This window comes from Bacillus sp. TH19, assembly GCF_016651075.1.
GTDB lineage: Bacteria > Bacillota > Bacilli > Bacillales > Bacillaceae_G > Bacillus_A > Bacillus_A mycoides.
The window spans coordinates 883,431-902,270 of sequence record NZ_JAEKEO010000007.1; the positions used below are offsets into that span (position 1 = coordinate 883,431).

Below are 18,840 nucleotides of genomic sequence, written 5' to 3' on the forward strand. Positions count from 1 at the left end.
ACGTCCCCTTTTCTATGATAAATAAAGAAGGTGAAGAACATGAGATTAGATAAATTATTAGCGAATATGGGACACGGAAGTAGAAAAGAAGTAAAGAAATTACTGAAAGACGGCGTTGTGAAGATTGATGGAACGCCAGTGAAAGATGCGAAGTTTCATGTGAACGTAGAAGAGCAAGAGGTTATGATTCACGGTGAAGTTGTGGAATATAAAGAGTTTGTTTATTTAATGATGCATAAACCACAAGGTGTTATTTCAGCGACAGAAGATGATAACCACGAAACAGTAATAGATTTATTAGAATTAGAAGATGCGATTTTCGATCCATTCCCTGTTGGAAGGCTCGATATTGATACAGAAGGTTTCTTATTAATCACAAATGATGGGAAGTTAACGCATCAACTATTATCTCCGAAAAAGCATGTGCCGAAAAAATATTATGCACACATTTCAGGTGTTGTAACGGAAGAGGATGTAATAGAATTCGCTAAAGGTGTTATTTTAGAAGATGGCTATGAAACGAAGCCAGGCGAACTTACAATTTTAAAAAGTGATAATATTTCTGAGATTGAACTCGTTATTACAGAAGGAAAATTCCATCAAGTGAAGCGTATGTTTGAAGCGGTAGGGAAAAAAGTAGTTTATTTAAAGAGAACAGAGATGGGACCTTTAATGTTAGATGAAGAGTTAGAACTTGGGCAATATCGTGAATTAACAGATGAAGAAGTAGAAATGTTAAAGACGTATCAAGTAGATAACGAAAAGTAACGCCAATTTCAGAGCATAGAAAAGACCCCTTTCTAATGAGTTAGAAAGGGGTATGTATTTATTTACATACAATTATTTTTTATTATGAGGTCATTCTCACTTTCTTTCCTGTCGTTGTCCACTTGCCGCGGCAAGGGCTATACACGAGTTCATTAAACTGCAACACATTTAGATCACGTTGTATTGTTCGCGGTGTGATCCCGAACTCATCTACAAGGTCTTTCGTTGTTACCGTACCGTTTTCATTGATGTACATATAAATCGATTTAATGCGTGTTAGCATACGAGTAGTTGTAGGTTTCAAGAGAAAACCGCTCCTCTACTAGTTTTTTTGACCCCATTCAGGAAAGAAGGTCGTTACTACCATTGTACTCTACATGATAAAATTCATGCTTTAATCTACTTAAATTTTACAAAAGTTTAACAAATATTCATATAGAAAAATATTGGTAGTTGACATTGTATGTCTGGTCAGTCAACTAACTCATAAATTTCTACGTAAAACGCCAAATTCCTGCAAATTTTTTTGAAAAAATAAAAGAAAAACTAATAAGAAATATCTGAAATATTACAATTGTCCGTTATTAGGTTTTCATGTATGGCACAAGAGATTTTCGTTTGCTATGATGAAAGAGACAATATAGTGAAGGATGGATGTGTGATGTCGACGATTAATTGGACAGAAGAAGTTACAAAACGAAAAGATGATTTAATTCGTGATACACAAAAATTTTTACAAATTAAAAGTGTATGGGAAGAAGAATCTGCGAAAGAGGGCGCACCATTTGGTGAAGGTGTAGAAAAAGCCTTATCTTTCATGTTACATAAAGGAGAAGCAGAAGGTTTCTGTTCTAAAAATTTAGAAGGATATGCAGGTCATCTTGAAATGGGACAAGGAGAAGAATTAGTAGGTATTCTTTGTCACGTTGATGTTGTACCAGAAGGAGATGGCTGGACAACGCCTGCGTATAGTGCGGATATTCGCGACGGGAAGATTTTTGCACGCGGTGCAATTGATGATAAAGGGCCGACGATGGCAGCTTATTATGCGATGAAAATCGTTAAAGAATTAGGCTTACCTCTTTCAAAACGTGTTCGTATGATTTTAGGAACAGATGAGGAAAGTAATTGGAAGTGTGTAGATCATTATTTTAAAAATGAAGAAATGCCAACAATTGGTTTTGCGCCGGATGCAGATTTTCCGATTATTAATGCGGAAAAAGGAATTTCTGACATACAAGTTGTGCAAAGTGGTGGCGAAGAGAAAGAAGGCACATTTAAGCTTATTTCATTTGAGTCAGGTCGTCGTTTAAATATGGTTCCTGATTTTGCAGAAGCAGTTATTACAGGAGAAGATGTAAATACACTTACAGTAGCATATGAAGAGTATTTACAAACTGCTAAAAAAATAGGTAAAGCAATTGTAGAAGGAAAGACGGTGACGTTGCAAATCAAAGGGATTTCAGCTCACGGATCTACTCCGGAAAAGGGAGAAAATGCAGGTTTATTATTGGTAAACTTCTTAACGAAAGTTTCTCTTGATGGAAAAGGGGCTTCATTTGCCTCGTTTGTAACAGAAACATTTACAGGTGATATTATGGGAGAAAAAGCTGGTATTTCTTATAAAGACGATATTAGCGGGCCGTTAACAGTGAATGTTGGTCGCCTGTCTTACTCGCAAGAAAACGGTGGTAATTTAGGATTAAATGTACGCTATCCAGTTACAACTAACTTTGAAGAAACAATTGCAAAGTTAAAAGAATATGTTGGTACTCATGGATTTGAAGTAGCGGATTATTCTAACTCTCGCCCGCATCACGTTGACAAAGATCATACGTTAATTCGTACTTTGCAACGTGTATATGAAGAACAAACTGGTGAAAAAGCTGAATTGTTAGCAATTGGCGGTGGTACTTATGCTCGTTCATTGAAAGCTGGTGTTGCATTTGGCCCGTTATTCCCAGGAAAAGAAGAACTTGCGCATCAAAAAGATGAGTACATTGAAATTGAAGATTTATTAAAAGCGACAGCGATTTATGCTCAGGCAATTCATGAATTAGCGAAATAAAAGATATTTAAATAATGACCGCTCTCTACTTTAGAGGGCGGATTCTTTTTAGCTGAATGAGATAAGGAAGAAAAGCAACAATAACATAAAGGAGACGATGTAGATGGTGCCGCATTATTTTGTCGCAGTAACTTTACCACGTCATATAAAAGAAATTCTTTCTAATTATAAAGAGGAAATGAAGGGTGAATTACCATTTCGCTCGTGGGTACATGAAGAAGACTATCATATTACCCTTTCATTTTTAGGAAGTGCGACAGAGGAACAGTTAGAAGGAATAAAGAATGGATTACAAACACTTACAGAAAAAACGGAATTATCGTTCACGTTACAAGGACTTTCTACATTCGGACAGGTGGACCAGCCGCGTATATTTTGGGCGGGGATAAGTGATAATCAAGATTTGTTTACTTTACAAAAGCAAGTGCATACAATTTGTGAAGAAAATGGCTTCTCTCTAGATACACGTCCTTATCATCCACATATTACTGTTGCGCGTAAATGGGTAGGAGAAAAAGTGTTTGATCTGACAAATGTAAAAGAGTTACCTGTAACATCATTTCAAGCAGATACGATTACTTTGTATGAATCTCACGTTAAGGAAACGCCGAAGTATAAATCGATTACTGAAATAAAACTACAAAAATAGAATGTATGAAAACGTTTTTTATACAGGTGAATATACTATAGGGAATAATGTGTTACTGTATAGAGCTTCGCTGATAAGAAAATCCTTATCATTTGCAGCTCGTTTCATTTTAACTTTAAGAATGATGGTGATTTTTTATGTTGAAAGTAAAACGTCCATTTGATGCCTATTTAGATGAAATGAATAAAATTACAATTTTGCTCCCGCATGCGTATGGAACAAGCCGGACATTTCGTTTACAAGAAGGAAGCAATGTGAAAGAGTTACCGATTGTTCATACTATTGCTCTTCCAGATGCAACGAAGTATGAATGCTTTATAGAAGAGCCGATAGATGTGGGGAAATATTATACAGTACGGGATGAACGGAATGAAGAAACAGATTTACAAATAGGCGCTGTGATTCGAACAGTAGTTTTCGATGAAAAATATTATTACGAAGGTACCGACTTAGGTGCTGTGTATACAAAAGAAGAAACAATATTTAAAGTATGGGCTCCGACTGCAAGGCTTGCGAAAGTACGGATTTATAAAAGTGATAAAGAATATATTGATTATGAAATGTACAGAGAAGAAAACGGAGTGTGGATTCATACATTACAAGGTGATCATGATGGAGCACGATATACATTCCTTGTTTGTATTAATTTAATATGGAACGAAGCGGTTGACCCTTATGCAAAGTCTGCGACGATAAATGGAAAATACGGCGTCGTTATCGATTTGGAAAAAACGAATGTGACAAAACGAGTAGAATTATCACCATTACAGTCAATGACAGATGCCATATTGTATGAACTGCATATTCGTGACGCTACTATTCACCCAAACAGTGGGGTGAATAAGAAAGGAACATATAAAGGGCTAATGGAAGAGGAGACAGTAGGGCGAAATGGGACATTAACAGGATTGTCTCATATAAAAGATTTAGGCGTTACACATGTTGAACTATTACCTTTACATTGTTTTGGTGGTATAGATGAAGTGAATCCTGCTTCCGCATATAATTGGGGCTATAATCCATTATATTACAATATACCAACAGGATTTTATGTTACAAACCTTTCTGATCCATATAACAGGATAGTAGAGTGTAAACAACTAATTGAAACATTTCATGATCACGACATTCGAGTGATTATAGATGTTGTATACAATCATGTTTATGAAAGAGAATTATCATCATTTGAGAAGCTTGTCCCGGGATATTATTTTCGTCATGGGGAAGACGGTATGCCTTCTAATGGGACGGGAGTTGGAAATGATATAGCATCTGAACGGAAAATGATGAGGAAATTTATTATAGAATCTGTTTTATATTGGCTTACTGAATACAATGTTGATGGATTCCGATTTGATTTAATGGGAATTTTAGATGTTGAAACGATGAATGAATTACAAAAAGAAGTACGAAAAATAAAGCAGGATGCGCTGTTATTAGGTGAAGGATGGGATTTGCAAACACCGCTTCCTCTTGAAGAGAAAGCGACGTTAAATAATGCGAATAAAATGCCATGTATCGCACAGTTTAATGATCAATTTCGTGATGGAATAAAAGGAAGTACTTTTAATATAAATAAACGTGGCTTTGCATTTGGTGGGCATGTAGACTGTAATCATTTGCAGTATATAGTAGCTGGTAGCCTTTTAAGTATGAAAGAAACAGGATTGTTCCTAGAGCCAGTACAAAGCATCAACTATGTAGAATGTCATGACAATATGACGATGTGGGATAAACTAGTGCAAAGTAATCCAGAATCAGAAGAAATTTTGAAAAGGCGTCATCGTTTAGCAACTGCAATGGTTATTCTTTCACAAGGGATTCCTTTCTTACATGCGGGGCAAGAGTTTTATCGTACGAAGCAAGGGAACGAAAATAGCTATAATGCAAATGATGAAATTAATCAATTAGATTGGGATCAAAAAGAGAAAGAGATGGAGACCGTTAACTATATAAAAGGGTTAATTGCGATTCGCAAAGGGCATGGGGCATTCCGATTACAAAATGTAGACCTTATAAAAAAGCATATGACTTTTTTGCAAACATCTACAGAAGTACTGGCATACTACTTAGAGCATGTAGAATTATTTGGACCGTGGAAAGAAATTGTAGTTTTATTTAATAGCGGTTTGGAAGCTAAAACGGTGCAGCTTCCAAAAGAAGAAACGTGGCATGTGTTAGTAAACGAAAAGCAAGCGAAAATAGAGCCAATTTCTTCATTTAGAGGAAAGGAACTTCAATTGGCTCCAATTAGCACGTATATATTGACGATAATGTGACAAATCGCTACTTGACGATGAGAATGTAATAAATGTAGAATTGACAAAGGTGACGATTTTCATAAGTTGTCATTCTATGATTGATTTTGTAAAATAAACTAGAAGAACAGGTGATTTATCCTGTTTTCGGCTTATGCCAAGTTTTTTCATTCAAATACAGTAAAATATATGAATCCACAACATGTGTAGAAATGTTGCGGTTTTTCTTTTCATAACTATAAAAGATAAGGATTTGTTAACGGGTAATGAATATGGAATGGTTGGAACAATTATTAGGAAAAGAGTGGAGTCTTATACCGGCTGGTGGAGTAACGGGCGATGCATATATTGCGCAAAACGGACAACAAAAGTTATTTTTAAAGCGGAATACATCGCCCTTTTTAGCGGTATTGTCAGCAGAAGGAATTGTTCCAAAATTACTTTGGACAAGAAGGGTAACGAACGGTGATGTAATTTCTGCTCAAAAATGGCTTCCGGGACAGAAGTTAGAGCCAGAGGATATGAAACTAGAACGTGTTGCGAAACTTTTGAAGAAAATACACTCCTCTAAAGCGCTTGTGCAGATGATTCAAAGGCTAGGAAAGCAGCCGCTTCATGCGCAAGAGTTATTACAACAATTACAGCTCGTTTTAAGAGGAGATATAAGAGTTGATGAAACAATTCAGCAAGGTCTTCAATATTTAACGGAGTCATTAAAAGATATTGAGTACAATGAATTCGTTGTATGCCATTGTGATGTAAACCATAACAATTGGATATTGTCGGACGAAGATGAATTGTTTTTAATTGATTGGGATGGGGCTGTTATTGCTGACCCAGCTTTAGATCTTGGTATGTTATTATATTGGTATGTTCCGCGCCATGAATGGAGTGAGTGGCTCGGATATTATGAGATTGAACTAGATGAATCATTGCTTAGGCGTATGAGATGGTATGTGATAGCACAAACGATTTTATCTATGCAATGGCACACAACAAAAAAGCAGCAAGCAGAAGCTAAATATTGGCATCAATATTTACAGCAACTACTTGCTTCAGAATAATACTTAAGAAAAATTGTCCATTCCAGCAATCCACTGAGTAAGTTGTTCTTGATTATTGGAAATATGGTTGTCCAAATTAGAGGAAGATTTACCCGATTGACTATAAGAATATACATCGTTTAGCATTACTTTAGTGTCACTACTTATACTATCGTTTGCGAGTAACGATTGAATGAGTCGCTCTAATTGCTCGCATTCAGAAACTGTCCCGCAGCAATCACTTTGATGGTTGACTAAAATATCTTTTAACACTTCTAATTGATGCTGTTGATTAATTGGCATGAACGGATCATCCTTTCGAGTGTTTTTCTCTCCCTAGAAATGTAAGAGAAAAAGCTGTTTCGTCATGGAATGTTTAATGCTTTATGTAGTTTTTATCAAAATGGTACATCTTATACTTGAAAGAAACGGACCGAGTGCTCGTACGTACTTGGTTTTTTGTTTGATAGATTGATTAAAACAGAAAGAAGGAATTTTTCCTTTAAAATAGTTTTGTAAAGAGAGGGAGACATCTATGCGTTTAAGACATAAGCCTTATGCAATGGATCGAATTAATGAGTATTCACATATCGTAATTGGAAACCCAGAGGAGAGCGCTGGTAACTGGAAAGAAATATTTGGAAATGAACAGCCAATTCATATTGAAGTAGGTACAGGACGTGGCCGCTTCATGTATGATATGGCAAAAGCAAATCCGCATATTAACTATATTGGAATTGAAAAATTCACAAGTGTTGTTGTAGATGCACTTGATAAATTAATTGAAGAAGAAGTACCGAACTTAAAGTTAATTAATAAAGATGCTGAAGATTTAACAGTTTTCTTTGCGAAAGGTGAAATTGACCGCGTTTATTTAAACTTCTCAGATCCATGGCCGAAGAATCGTCATACGAAGCGTCGTTTAACGTATAAAACATTTTTACGCAATTATGAAGAAGTGTTAGTAGATGGCGGAGAAATTCATTTCAAAACTGATAACCAAGGTTTATTTGAATATTCTATTATGAGTATGGCTGAGTATGGTATGTTATTAACTTACCTTAGCCTAGATCTTCATAATAGTGATTATGAAGGAAACATTATGACAGAATACGAAGAGAAATTTTCTAGTAAAGGTCATCGTATTTATCGAGTTGAAGCAAAATATCGTACGGAGCCTATGCAGTAATGCATAGGTTTTTTATATGAAAAATAATCGGAATATTATGTTAAAATTAAATGGAAAAGGGGGATGGGATATGGAACAGTTACAAATTGGAAATATAAAAGTGACGTGGCTAAAAGGTGGGAATACACATTTAGATGGAGGCGCGATGTTTGGAGTTGTGCCAAAAGTACTTTGGTCACGAAAATATAAACATAATGATACAAATCATATTTATTTACGAACAGATCCGTTACTCTTACAAACGAAAGAAGGAAACATGCTTATTGATTCAGGGATAGGGAATGGTAAATTGAATGAGAAAATGAAGCGGAATCAAGGTGTAACAGAAGAATCATCAGTTAAGGAATCTTTAGAAAAATTGGGACTGAATAATGAAGATATTCATTACGTCTTAATGACGCATCTTCATTTTGACCATGCATCTGGTTTAACAAAATGGGAGGGAAATCGCCTTGTTCCGGCGTTTCCGAACGCAACGATTTATGTAAGTGAGACTGAATGGAATGAAATGAAAAATCCGAATGTTAGATCGCGTAATACATATTGGAAGGAAAATTGGGAGCCAATCGTTGATAAGATTGTTACGTTCAGGCAAGAAGTAGAAATTACGGATGAAATAAAGATGGTGCATACGGGTGGTCATAGCGATGGACATGCTGTTGTCGTCCTTGAAAGTCAGGGTGAAACGATGCTTCATTTAGCGGACATTTTACCGACGCATGCACATCAAAATGTATTATGGGTAATGGCATACGATGACTATCCAATGACATCGATTGAACATAAACAAAAGTGGATGAAGTATGGTGCTGAAAAAGAGGCGTGGTTTACTTTTTATCATGATGCATATTACCGTGCAGTAAAGTGGAATGAGGAAGGGCATATAGTGGAGAAGATAGAGAGAAAAACAAATATAGAAGCTTAATATTAATAAGAGGAAGGTGTCCAAAAATATTTATTGGAACAATCTCCACTTATTATGTATTGCTGTTATTATCAGCTTTTGTTGGTAATTCTAAAAAAAAAGAGGTTCACCTAATGGGAAACCTCTTTTTATGCTGCTATAACCTCTAAAACAGTACCTGTTTTAGCATCAACTAAAAATTCAAATCGTTCTTGTATTTCATCTAACATCGTTGTAAGACCGCCGCGATAAACTTCGTACGCGACATCATATTTTTCAAATGCCTCCGGAACCATATGTACCCAAGAGCCAGTAATTTCACCTTTATGACTTAATGCTTGTTTCACCATTTTCAATGCTTTTTCTGAAGAAATATGGGATTGTTCTTGTACTTTGTTTGCAACGAAATAACCAGCTGCGAACCCAACGCCAAGACCTGTGACTAAACCTTTCCAGCTCATATATTCACCTCAATTCTGTAAAATAAAAATAGTGTACCAATAATAATTATAATGCAAATGCAACTAAAAAAGAAGAAACTAGAAACATTTCGAAAATTTCGTTACAATAAAAGAGGTATTCTACTAAGGTTTGAAAGAAGGGGACTTCGTGAATAAAGAGACATTACAATTATTTCGTACGTTAACAGAATTACAAGGTGCATCAGGTTTTGAACATGATGTGCGCAGTTTTATGAAGCAAGAATTAAGCAAATATGCTGATGAGATTGTGCAAGACGGTTTAGGTAGCGTATTTGGTCTGAAAAAAGGGGACGAAACTGGCCCGCGCGTTCTTGTAGCAGGTCATATGGATGAAGTAGGTTTCATGGTTACGCAAATTACGAAAAATGGGATGCTTCGTTTTCAAACGTTAGGTGGCTGGTGGAGCCAAGTACTATTAGCTCAGCGTGTACAAGTTATGACGAAGAATGGTCCTGTTATTGGGGTTGTTGGTTCCATTCCTCCTCATTTATTAAGTGATGCGCAACGTGCAAAACCGATGGATATAAAAAATATGTTAATTGATATAGGTGCAGATAGTTATGAAGATGCGATTGAAATTGGCATAAAGCCAGGGCAACAAATCGTTCCAATCTGCCCATTCACGCCAATGGCAAATGAAAAGAAAATTATGGCGAAAGCTTGGGACAACCGCTATGGATGTGGCCTTGCTATCGAATTGCTAAAGGAATTAAAAGATGAAACATTACCAAACACATTATACTCTGGTGCGACTGTACAAGAAGAAGTAGGTCTTCGCGGAGCACAAACTGCTGCAAATATGATTCAACCAGATATTTTCTATGCGCTTGATGCAAGTCCAGCAAATGATGCATCTGGTGATAAGACGCAGTTCGGTCAATTAGGAAAAGGCGCTCTTCTTCGTATTTATGACCGTACAATGGTAACACATAGAGGAATGCGTGAATTCATTTTAGATACAGCAGAAACACATAACATTCCGTACCAATACTTTATTTCACAAGGTGGTACAGATGCGGGCCGTGTGCATACAAGTAACTCTGGTATCCCATCAGCAGTAATTGGTGTTTGTGCACGCTACATTCATACACATGCTTCTATTTTACATGTTGATGATTATGCGGCAGCGAAGGAATTAATTACGAAGCTTGTGAGAGCGACGGACAAAACGACGTTAGAGACAATTAAGAATAACGCGTAAAGAGGAAGGGTGAAAAACCCTTCTTTTTTTAGGTTGAATAGATGACCCAGCGATGAATGGGAGCGGTCAGTGTCTAGTTGGTGTTCGAGGCTAGTATTAGGATAGAATGATGAATTTATATAGAGGTGAATGAAATGAAGGTAGTAGTTGGATCGAAGAATAAGACGAAGGTTGGGGCTGTGGAGAAGGTTTGGGAAGATGCTGAAATTACATCTCTTTCTGTTCCATCAGGAGTAGCAAATCAGCCTTTTTCAGATGAAGAGACGATGCAAGGAGCAGTAAATAGAGCGAAGAGAGCATTGCAGGAAGGTGCAGCTCATATCGGCATTGGGCTAGAAGGCGGCGTTATGAAAACGGAGCATGGGTTATTTATGTGTAACTGGGGTGCTTTAGCGACGATTGAAGGTAAAACATTTGTTGCGGGCGGGGCACGTATTAAGTTACCAGACGATTTTTTAGCACCGCTTGAAGAAGGAAAAGAGCTAAGTGAAGTGATGGAAGAGTTTGTAGAGCGAAAAGATATTCGTAGTCACGAAGGTGCTATCGGTATTTTTACAGATGATTATGTCGACCGAACGGAATTATTTGTACACGTTGTTAAGTTACTTGTTGGGCAATATAAGTATGATGAAAAGCAAGCATAAACCTTGCACCATGCGCGATGTATGGTAGTATAAAGAAAAGATTATAGTGTGAAAAAGTGCACTCGTTAGAGGAGGAAATATAGATGAAATCATTAGAAAGCATGGAACAATTCCAAGAATTAAAAAATGAAGAGAATGTAGTCTTCATGTTCTCAGCAGAATGGTGCCCAGATTGCCGTTTCATTGATCCATTTATGCCAGAAGTAGAAGAGAAGTATAGTGATTTCTCATTTTACTATGTAGATCGTGATGAATTTATTGATTTATGCGTGAAAGTAGACGTATTTGGCATTCCAAGCTTTGTAGCGTACAATAAAGGTGAAGAAACTGGACGCTATGTAAATAAAGATCGTAAAACACAAGAGCAAATCGAAGAGTTTATTGAAGGTTTAAAATAAGACAATTAGCCAATTGAATTGTAAAAACAACCTCTACCTTCGCGGGGGAGGTTATTTTTTTGGAAGGGAGGAAAAAGAGATGAAAATGACAAGTAAAAAGATGAAAGACGAGTTAATGAAGAAATTATCTCGACCAGAATGGGACTGTCATTATGATAGCGAGAAAGAAGTTCTTCGTATTGAACAAACAGACTCGAAAAAAGGTATTAACGTATCACTTCCAGGAGTAGTTGCAAAATGGGAAGTGAACAAAGAAAAAGCAATTGAAGAGGTCGCTTATTATGTACAAGAAGCGCTAATTGCAATGCATAAAGAAGAAAATAGCACGGCGAAAATTTTACCTGTTATTCGCTCTACTTCTTTCCCGAAACAATCAGAAGAAGGGAATCCGTTTATTATGACGGACCATACGGCGGAAACACGTATTTACTATGCGCTAGATTCTAATAAAACGTATCGATTAATTGATGAGCGCTTATTGCAAAAATTAGAGCTTACAGAGGAACAAGTACGTGAAATGGCATTATTTAATGCTCGCTCATTAGGCTATGAATTTAAGCAGGAGACAGTAGCAGGTAATACATTCTACTTTTTAAACACAAATGATGGATACGATGCGAGTCGTATTTTAAACGAATCGTTACTACACTCGATGCGTGAAAAGATCTCTGGTGATATGGTTGTTGCAGTTCCTCACCAAGATGTATTAATTATTGCTGATATCGTCAACGAAATCGGTTATGATATTATTGCACAAATGACAATGAAATTTTTTGCCGAAGGGCATGTTCCGATTACATCACTTTCATTCGTATATGAAGATGGGGACTTCGAACCAATCTTTATTTTAGCGAAGAATCGGAAGAAGACAGATGGAAAAGAGAAAGGATGAACGAAGTGAACATTTTTTACAACCTTGAAGGAATTGGTGACACTTTAATTGTTACCTTAAAAGATATTACTTTAGAAAACCGTACATTTGACCGTAAAGGAGATGTTGCTCGCGTATACGATCGTGAAAGCAACGTAACAGCAGGATTCAACATCTTTAATGCGTCTTCTTATGTAGAAGTAACAGACAACGGAAACGTTACATTAACGAAAGAGTTTGTTGAAAAAATTAACGGAATTTTAGCGAAGAATGGCTTTGAAGAAAAAGTAGAAGCTGATTTCACGCCGAAATTTGTTGTAGGCTATGTAGCTGAAAAAGAGAAGCATCCAAATGCTGATAAATTAAACATTTGTACAGTAGAAATCGGTACAGAAACATTACAAATCGTATGTGGTGCACCAAACGTTGATGCAGGACAAAAAGTTGTTGTTGCAAAAATCGGTGCTGTAATGCCAAGTGGTATGTTAATTAAACCAGCTGAACTTCGCGGTGTTCCTTCTTCTGGAATGATTTGCTCTGCACGTGAGTTAGAGCTTCCAGATGCTCCAGAAGAAAAAGGTATTCTTGTATTAGAAGATAGCTTTGAAGTTGGACAAGAATTTAAATTTTAATTGATGTTAGAAAAAGTAGTCTCGCATATGTGAGGCTATTTTTTTGTGCGAAATTCCTAGCATTGTAACGTTTCCTCTCAAAATCTATATTGTATTTCAAAAATGGATTAGGTAAAATTTAGAAAAAAGAAGGGGGTAGACGTATGAAACAACAACCAAAAATTGCAGAACTTCTGAAACGAATTGAAACTTCAAAACAGCAAGATATCGAACTAGGTTCCTATGAAATATATGTGTTTAGCGAAAATGAATTAGAAAAAGGACAAATCGGTTATCGATATGATAAACATAAAAATTCATTAATAAGTGAAGAAAGTGGAAAATGGAAAGAGGAATGGATTGTTATCGGATATGAAACGGATATGGGGGATCCTGTTTTCGTAAATGTAGCTGATGATGCTTATCTAGTCTATACCGCAGAGCGTGGTACAGAAACGTGGCAACCCGTTCATATTGGAAATATGGATGAAATTATAAAACAATTATAAGAAAAACTTTGAGACCGGTGCAAAGTGATAGGAGAGAAAAATGAAGTATATAAAAATAATGAGCGCTATTGCAGTCATTGGAATATATATGGGAGGTTGTTCGCAAGAAGAGCCGAAAAAAGAAACAACATCTTCTATACAAGAAAAAAACAAAGATAATAAGGAAGACGCACCGGTAGAAAAGCAGCAAGAAGAACAAGAAAAGAAAGAACAGCCGCAAGCAATTCAAACGAATGAGCAAGTGGAACATAAGCAGGAGGAAGTGCCGGCCGAGGAAAAGAAAGAGGAAACTACACCGCTGCAGCCAACTGAGCAACCGCTGCAAAATAATGAACAAAAAGTAGAGAGTAATGAAAAACAAGAAAAGTTTCTCGTCGTTATTGATCCAGGGCATCAACAAAAAGCGAATTTAAATTTAGAGGCAATTGGTCCAGGAGCAACTACGCAAAAATATAAAGTAACAGACGGAACAGCGGGAGTTGTAACGAAAAAGAGGGAATCAGTTCTTGTATTAGAGATGGCTTTTATATTGAAAGAAAAACTGGAAGCAAAAGGTATACAAGTATTGATGACGAGAACGTCACATGAGGTTGATATAAGTAATAAGGAACGAGCAACATTCGCGAATGATCATAAAGCGAATTTATTTTTGCGCCTTCACGCAGATGGTTCTGAAAATCCAAATCAAAGTGGATTTGCTGTATTGACACCGGCAGAAGGAAGTCCGTATACGAAAGAGATTTATGCTGAAAGTCTTCAAGTCTCTCAAACGATAGTAAATAAAATGAGAGAGAATCATCAAGTGAAAGTAAATGGAATTAAATTTCGGGATGACCTTTCTGGATTTAATTGGTCAAAAGTTCCAGGAGTACTATTAGAACTTGGATTTATGTCAAACCCTGAAGAAGACAAAAAATTATCTGACCCACAGTATGTAAATTCTTTATTGCAAAGTGTAACGGATAGTGTGGATGAATATCGGAAGGGTAAAGATTAAACGAGGTCTTACATGTAAGACCTCGTTTTTCTATATGAAAAACAATCGTGAATTAGAATATTATGGATAAAACTAATATGCTTAATTTTACCTGCACTTTTTGCCGAATGCTGATACAATAAAGGATGTTACTATTTAGTAGAAAGAGTGGTAAACATGTTAGATTGGATGAAAAAGCTGTTTAACAAAGAGGAAGAAAAAACAGTGATGAATAAAGAAGTACCGGCACAAATTGAAAGTCAGCCGAAAATTCCTCGTGTAAACCACTACACTGAAGCAAGAGAAGCACAAATGGCAAGTCGGAATGCAGGGAAATGTCGTTTTCCATTAATACCAGATAATGGCTTCGATGAGGAGGATGTAAGAGAACTGCCTAACTTTGAAGAACAACCTATTCAAAGAGGAGCATATGAAGAACAGCCTACTCAAAGAGGAATAAAAGTGGAAAGAAGCAGACGACCGTATGTGGAAACAGAAGCACCTACATATGAGGAACCGGAATTGCAATATGAACCGGAACCAGAGCCTGTCGTAAAAAAAGCATTCGTACCGTCGCAAGAAAGTAACCGTAGACCATTTCGTCCAACAGAAATGATTTCTCCGATTTATGGATATAACCGTCCTTCAGTAGAAACGAAGGTTGTGCAGGAGGAAGAAAAGGTAAGAGAAGATCTTGAAATATCTGTTGAAGGAAAAGCTGTTGTTGACGCATGGTTAGAGAAAAAGGGATATACATTATCTGACTTTTCGGGAGTTCTACAAGGAAGTTCATCTGTTAAGAACGGAGTGAACGAACGAAGTAATAAAGTAGAAGAAAAATCGGTTGTGGATACATGGTTAGAGAAAAACGGTTACGAAGTTGAACGTCAAGCCCCTTCATTAGAAGAAAGCCTAAGTGATGATTTGCTTCATAAAACAGTAGGACAGCATGTGGAAGAAGAGGCTACAATTGTACAAGCCTTGAAGCAGGAGCAAGATGTAGTGGCGTTATCATCTACAGAAGATAACGAAGAAACTTTACAAGAAGAGTCAATAGATTCTAAAGTAGAGCATGTGTATTCGATATTAACAGAAGAAAATGAATGTAATACAGAAATAGAAGAAACTGTTGCTGAAGTTGCAGCAAATCAAGTCGAAGAAGAAACATTAGAAGATGTAGTGATTGTAAAAGCAGATGAAAAGCTTGAAGAAACAATTACTATAGAAATACCAGATGCTTTTGAAGACGCTAAGGAAGCAGAAGAAGTTGTGGAATTAGAAGCAACTGAGGAAGCGATAGAAGAAGTTGTGGAATTAGAGAAATCTGAGGAAGCGACAGAAGAAGTTGTGGAATTAGAAGAAACTAAGGAAGCAGCAGAAGAAGTTGTGGAATTAGAGAAATCTGAGGAAGTGACAGAAGAAGTTGTGGAATTAGAAGAAACTAAGGAAGCAGAAGAAGTTGTGGAATTAGAAGAAACTGAGGAAGCAATAGAAGAAGTTGCAGAATTAGAGGAAGCTGAGGAAGCAGCAGAAGAAGTTGTAGAATTAGAGGAAGCTGAGGAAGCGACAGAAGAAGTTGTGGAATTAGAAGAAACTAAGGAAGTGACAGAAGAAGTTGTGGAATTAGAAGAAACTAAGGAAGCGACAGAAGAAGTTGCAGAATTAGAGGAAGCTGAGGAAGCAGCAGAAGAAGTTGTAGAATTAGAGGAAGCTGAGGAAGCGACAGAAGAAGTTGTGGAATTAGAAGAAACTAAGGAAGTGACAGAAGAAGTTGTGGAATTAGAAGAAACTAAGGAAGCGACAGAAGAAGTTGTGGAATTAGAAGAAACTGAGGAAGCAATAGAAGAAGTTGCAGAATTAGAGGAAGCTGAGGAAGCAGCAGAAGAAGTTGTGGAATTAGAAGAAACTAAGGAAGCAGCAGAAGAAGTTGTAGAATTAGAGAAATCTGAGGAAGCGACAGAAGAAGTTGTGGAATTAGAGGAAGCTGAGGAAGCGACAGAAGAAGTTGTGGAATTAGAGGAAGCTGAGGGAGCGACAGAAGAAGTTGCGGAGTTAGAGGGTACTAAGGAAGAAGAACCAACTTCTCAAGAAACAGTAATTGAAGAAACGATGAATACAGATTTAGTGGAAAATACACCAGTTGCAGAGCAACCAGTGATTTCTCAACAAGAAACAATTACGTTCAAGGAAGAAAGTGAAGTATTCGTACCAGTTTCAGAAACGGATGAGCAAACAAAGAAAGATGTTCAAAACTTTGCGAACGTTTTAGTTGAAGAAGCGGAAGAAAAGAAGCAAGTTGCTGAAGAACAGCCTGCTTTACAAATAGAAGAACCGAAACGTGAGAAAAAACGTCATGTCCCATTTAATGTTGTCATGTTAAAGCAGGATAGAAAGAAATTAATGGAAAGACATGCGGCAAGAACGAACGTAATGCAATCAACTGTCAGTGAACGAGTGGAAGAAAAGCCAATGCAGCAAGTGGTAGTAGAACCACAAGCAGAAGAAAAGCCAATGCAGCAAGTGGTAGTAGAACCACAAGCAGAAGAAAAGCCAATGCAGCAAATGGTAGTAGACCCGCAAGTGGAAGAAAAACCAGTGCAGCAAGTGGTAGTAGACCCGCAAGTGGAAGAAAGTCCAGTGCAGCAAGTGGTAGTAGAAGCCCAAGTGGAAGAAAAACCGATGCCGCAAGTGGTAGTGGAACCGCAAGTGGAAGAAAAACCGATGCAACAAGTAGTGGTGGCTGGACAAGTACAAGAGCCAATTTCAAGTACGGAAGTACAAGAGAAAGCATATGTTGTAAATCAAAAAGAGAACGATATGCGCAACGTACTACAAGCGCCACCGAAGTATGAACTTCCGCCATTAACGTTGTTGTCAATTCCACAGCAGGCAGCATTAGATAATACGGAGTGGCTAGAAGAACAGGAAGAATTATTAAATACGACATTTAATAATTTCCATGTTGGAGCACATGTTATTAATGTGTCACAAGGGCCGGCGGTAACTCGTTTTGAAGTACAACCAGACCCAGGTGTGAAAGTAAATAAAATTACAAATTTAAGTGATGATATTAAGTTAAGTTTAGCTGCGAAAGATATTCGAATTGAGGCGCCAATTCCGGGGAAGAGTGCAATTGGAATTGAAGTTCCAAACAAGGAAAGTAAGCCAGTATTCCTGCGTGAAATTTTAAGAAGTCCTGTATTTACAAAGAGTGAATCACCGCTTACAGTTGCGCTGGGGCTTGATATTTCAGGTGATCCAATTGTAACGGATATTCGAAAAATGCCACATGGACTTATTGCGGGTGCAACTGGTTCAGGGAAAAGTGTGTGCATTAACGCGATTTTAACGAGTATTTTATATAAAGCGAAGCCGCATGAAGTGAAGTTGATACTAATTGATCCGAAGATGGTTGAGCTTGCACCATACAATTCTGTTCCACATCTTGTAGCACCTGTTATTACTGACGTAAAAGCAGCTACAGCTGCGTTAAAGTGGGCGGTTGAAGAGATGGAACGTCGTTATGAATTGTTTGCTCATGCTGGTGCTCGTGATTTAACTCGTTACAATACGATTGTAAGTGGTAGAGAAATCCCAGGTGAGACATTACCTTATATTGTAATTGTCATTGACGAGTTAGCGGACTTAATGATGGTTGCTCCTGGTGATGTTGAGGAAGCGATTTGTCGTATTGCACAAAAAGCGCGTGCTTGTGGTATTCACTTATTAGTTGCGACGCAGCGTCCATCTGTAGACGTTATTACAGGTTTAATTAAATCAAACATTCCAACGCGTATTGCGTTTACAGTATCATCTCAAGTTGATTCGCGTACGATTATCGATATTGGGGGCGCGGAGAAGTTACTTGGTCGTGGTGATATGCTATTTTTAGGAAACGGCACATCTAAACCAGTTCGTGTACAAGGTGTATACGTATCAGATGATGAGATTGAAAGAACAGTTGATCATGTGAAAAAGCAAATGAAGCCAAACTACTTATTTAAGCAAGAGGATTTATTAGCAAAATCAGAGCAGAGTGAGTCTGAAGATGAACTATTTTTTGATGCATGTCAATTTGTTGTAGAGCAAGGGGGAGCGTCCACATCTTCTGTACAGAGAAAATTCCGCATAGGTTATAATCGCGCGGCACGTCTAATTGAAGAGATGGAGTCGCAAGGGATTATTTCTGAAGGAAGAGGAACGAAACCGAGAGATGTCCTTATTTCTGAGGATGAATTCGCTGCTATGCAGGAAACAAATGTATAGGAA

The 18,840-nt window shown here is 37.3% G+C and carries 18 protein-coding genes; 15 read left to right on the plus strand and 3 right to left on the minus strand.

What is annotated here, in order from left to right:
• Positions 1-39 precede the first annotated feature (39 nt).
• Positions 40-768, plus strand: a complete 729-nt coding sequence (locus tag JFU54_RS08300; protein ID WP_201064215.1) for a pseudouridine synthase — start codon at positions 40-42, stop codon at positions 766-768.
• An 82-nt stretch (positions 769-850) separates the two neighbouring features.
• Here the strand turns inward: JFU54_RS08300 and JFU54_RS08305 are convergent, their stop codons facing one another.
• Positions 851-1,072 (minus strand): DeoR family transcriptional regulator, encoded by a 222-nt coding sequence (locus tag JFU54_RS08305; RefSeq protein ID WP_000805512.1) that lies wholly within the window; start codon positions 1,070-1,072, stop codon positions 851-853.
• Positions 1,073-1,429: 357 nt separating this feature from the next.
• Between JFU54_RS08305 and pepV the strand changes: the two genes are divergently transcribed.
• The 4 genes from pepV to JFU54_RS08325 all read left to right on the plus strand — a co-directional run bounded on the left by pepV (position 1,430) and on the right by JFU54_RS08325 (position 6,807).
• Entirely contained in the window at positions 1,430-2,836 is a 1,407-nt protein-coding gene (gene pepV, locus JFU54_RS08310; protein ID WP_002034386.1) for a dipeptidase PepV, read from the plus strand.
• 103 nt (positions 2,837-2,939) lie between these two features.
• Entirely contained in the window at positions 2,940-3,485 is a 546-nt protein-coding gene (gene thpR / locus JFU54_RS08315; RefSeq protein WP_197219501.1) for an RNA 2',3'-cyclic phosphodiesterase, read from the plus strand.
• A 137-nt stretch (positions 3,486-3,622) separates the two neighbouring features.
• Entirely contained in the window at positions 3,623-5,764 is a 2,142-nt protein-coding gene (pulA, locus tag JFU54_RS08320; protein ID WP_242489421.1) for a type I pullulanase, read from the plus strand.
• Positions 5,765-6,009: 245 nt separating this feature from the next.
• Complete coding sequence (locus JFU54_RS08325) at positions 6,010-6,807, plus strand: phosphotransferase family protein (protein ID WP_002034382.1); 798 nt, start codon at positions 6,010-6,012, stop codon at positions 6,805-6,807.
• A gap of 3 nt (positions 6,808-6,810) precedes the next feature.
• Here JFU54_RS08325 and JFU54_RS08330 read toward each other — a convergent pair whose 3' ends face one another.
• Positions 6,811-7,089: a YtzH-like family protein gene (locus JFU54_RS08330; RefSeq protein ID WP_063218517.1), complete on the minus strand. Its 279-nt coding sequence runs from the start codon at positions 7,087-7,089 to the stop codon at positions 6,811-6,813.
• Positions 7,090-7,321: 232 nt separating this feature from the next.
• On the opposite strand from JFU54_RS08330, the gene trmB reads away from it, so the two are divergent.
• Both trmB and JFU54_RS08340 read left to right on the plus strand, forming a co-directional pair.
• A complete protein-coding gene (trmB, locus tag JFU54_RS08335) occupies positions 7,322-7,975 on the plus strand; it encodes a tRNA (guanosine(46)-N7)-methyltransferase TrmB (protein ID WP_002015624.1) in 654 nt (217 codons plus the stop codon).
• 70 nt (positions 7,976-8,045) lie between these two features.
• Positions 8,046-8,900, plus strand: a complete 855-nt coding sequence (locus JFU54_RS08340) for a YtnP family quorum-quenching lactonase (RefSeq protein WP_033709506.1) — start codon at positions 8,046-8,048, stop codon at positions 8,898-8,900.
• A gap of 128 nt (positions 8,901-9,028) precedes the next feature.
• Here JFU54_RS08340 and JFU54_RS08345 read toward each other — a convergent pair whose 3' ends face one another.
• The gene (locus JFU54_RS08345) at positions 9,029-9,340 is read right to left on the minus strand and encodes a PepSY domain-containing protein (RefSeq protein ID WP_002015622.1); all 312 of its coding nucleotides are present in this window, start codon (positions 9,338-9,340) and stop codon (positions 9,029-9,031) included.
• Between the two features lie 148 nt (positions 9,341-9,488).
• Here JFU54_RS08345 and JFU54_RS08350 point away from each other — a divergent pair, with 148 nt between their 5' ends.
• The 8 genes from JFU54_RS08350 to JFU54_RS08385 all read left to right on the plus strand — a co-directional run bounded on the left by JFU54_RS08350 (position 9,489) and on the right by JFU54_RS08385 (position 18,837).
• The gene (locus tag JFU54_RS08350) at positions 9,489-10,562 is read left to right on the plus strand and encodes a M42 family metallopeptidase (RefSeq protein ID WP_002089046.1); all 1,074 of its coding nucleotides are present in this window, start codon (positions 9,489-9,491) and stop codon (positions 10,560-10,562) included.
• A 134-nt stretch (positions 10,563-10,696) separates the two neighbouring features.
• A complete protein-coding gene (locus JFU54_RS08355) occupies positions 10,697-11,206 on the plus strand; it encodes a DUF84 family protein (RefSeq protein ID WP_002089045.1) in 510 nt (169 codons plus the stop codon).
• A gap of 83 nt (positions 11,207-11,289) precedes the next feature.
• Positions 11,290-11,604, plus strand: a complete 315-nt coding sequence (locus JFU54_RS08360) for a thioredoxin family protein (protein WP_193645433.1) — start codon at positions 11,290-11,292, stop codon at positions 11,602-11,604.
• A 79-nt stretch (positions 11,605-11,683) separates the two neighbouring features.
• Positions 11,684-12,496, plus strand: a complete 813-nt coding sequence (locus JFU54_RS08365; RefSeq protein ID WP_002089043.1) for a DUF1444 domain-containing protein — start codon at positions 11,684-11,686, stop codon at positions 12,494-12,496.
• Positions 12,493-13,107, plus strand: coding sequence for a YtpR family tRNA-binding protein (gene ytpR / locus JFU54_RS08370; RefSeq protein ID WP_201064217.1), 615 nt, complete (start codon positions 12,493-12,495; stop codon positions 13,105-13,107). Before JFU54_RS08365 ends, ytpR begins: the two co-directional genes overlap by 4 nt.
• Before the next feature lie 143 nt (positions 13,108-13,250).
• Positions 13,251-13,595, plus strand: a complete 345-nt coding sequence (locus JFU54_RS08375; RefSeq protein ID WP_002015616.1) for a hypothetical protein — start codon at positions 13,251-13,253, stop codon at positions 13,593-13,595.
• A 40-nt stretch (positions 13,596-13,635) separates the two neighbouring features.
• Positions 13,636-14,592 carry an N-acetylmuramoyl-L-alanine amidase gene (locus tag JFU54_RS08380; RefSeq protein WP_201064219.1) on the plus strand — a complete coding sequence of 319 codons (957 nt, stop codon included), beginning with the start codon at positions 13,636-13,638 and terminating at the stop codon, positions 14,590-14,592.
• Positions 14,593-14,748: 156 nt separating this feature from the next.
• Positions 14,749-18,837, plus strand: coding sequence for a DNA translocase FtsK (locus tag JFU54_RS08385; protein ID WP_201064220.1), 4,089 nt, complete (start codon positions 14,749-14,751; stop codon positions 18,835-18,837).
• The last annotated feature ends 3 nt before the right edge of the window (positions 18,838-18,840 follow it).

Bases quoted from the DNA above. Each gene is read 5' to 3' on its own strand.
- pepV (WP_002034386.1), top strand. From the start codon at position 1,430: ATGTCGACGATTAATTGGACAGAAGAAGTTACAAAACGAAAAGATGAT.
- JFU54_RS08375 (WP_002015616.1), top strand. From the start codon at position 13,251: ATGAAACAACAACCAAAAATTGCAGAACTTCTGAAACGAATTGAAACT.
- JFU54_RS08330 (WP_063218517.1), bottom strand. From the start codon at position 7,089: ATGCCAATTAATCAACAGCATCAATTAGAAGTGTTAAAAGATATTTTA.
- JFU54_RS08325 (WP_002034382.1), top strand. From the start codon at position 6,010: ATGAATATGGAATGGTTGGAACAATTATTAGGAAAAGAGTGGAGTCTT.
- JFU54_RS08345 (WP_002015622.1), bottom strand. From the start codon at position 9,340: ATGAGCTGGAAAGGTTTAGTCACAGGTCTTGGCGTTGGGTTCGCAGCT.
- JFU54_RS08360 (WP_193645433.1), top strand. From the start codon at position 11,290: ATGAAATCATTAGAAAGCATGGAACAATTCCAAGAATTAAAAAATGAA.
- JFU54_RS08300 (WP_201064215.1), top strand. From the start codon at position 40: ATGAGATTAGATAAATTATTAGCGAATATGGGACACGGAAGTAGAAAA.
- pulA (WP_242489421.1), top strand. From the start codon at position 3,623: ATGTTGAAAGTAAAACGTCCATTTGATGCCTATTTAGATGAAATGAAT.
- thpR (WP_197219501.1), top strand. From the start codon at position 2,940: ATGGTGCCGCATTATTTTGTCGCAGTAACTTTACCACGTCATATAAAA.
- JFU54_RS08355 (WP_002089045.1), top strand. From the start codon at position 10,697: ATGAAGGTAGTAGTTGGATCGAAGAATAAGACGAAGGTTGGGGCTGTG.
- ytpR (WP_201064217.1), top strand. From the start codon at position 12,493: ATGAACGAAGTGAACATTTTTTACAACCTTGAAGGAATTGGTGACACT.
- JFU54_RS08365 (WP_002089043.1), top strand. From the start codon at position 11,684: ATGAAAATGACAAGTAAAAAGATGAAAGACGAGTTAATGAAGAAATTA.
- JFU54_RS08385 (WP_201064220.1), top strand. From the start codon at position 14,749: ATGTTAGATTGGATGAAAAAGCTGTTTAACAAAGAGGAAGAAAAAACA.
- JFU54_RS08340 (WP_033709506.1), top strand. From the start codon at position 8,046: ATGGAACAGTTACAAATTGGAAATATAAAAGTGACGTGGCTAAAAGGT.
- JFU54_RS08380 (WP_201064219.1), top strand. From the start codon at position 13,636: ATGAAGTATATAAAAATAATGAGCGCTATTGCAGTCATTGGAATATAT.
- trmB (WP_002015624.1), top strand. From the start codon at position 7,322: ATGCGTTTAAGACATAAGCCTTATGCAATGGATCGAATTAATGAGTAT.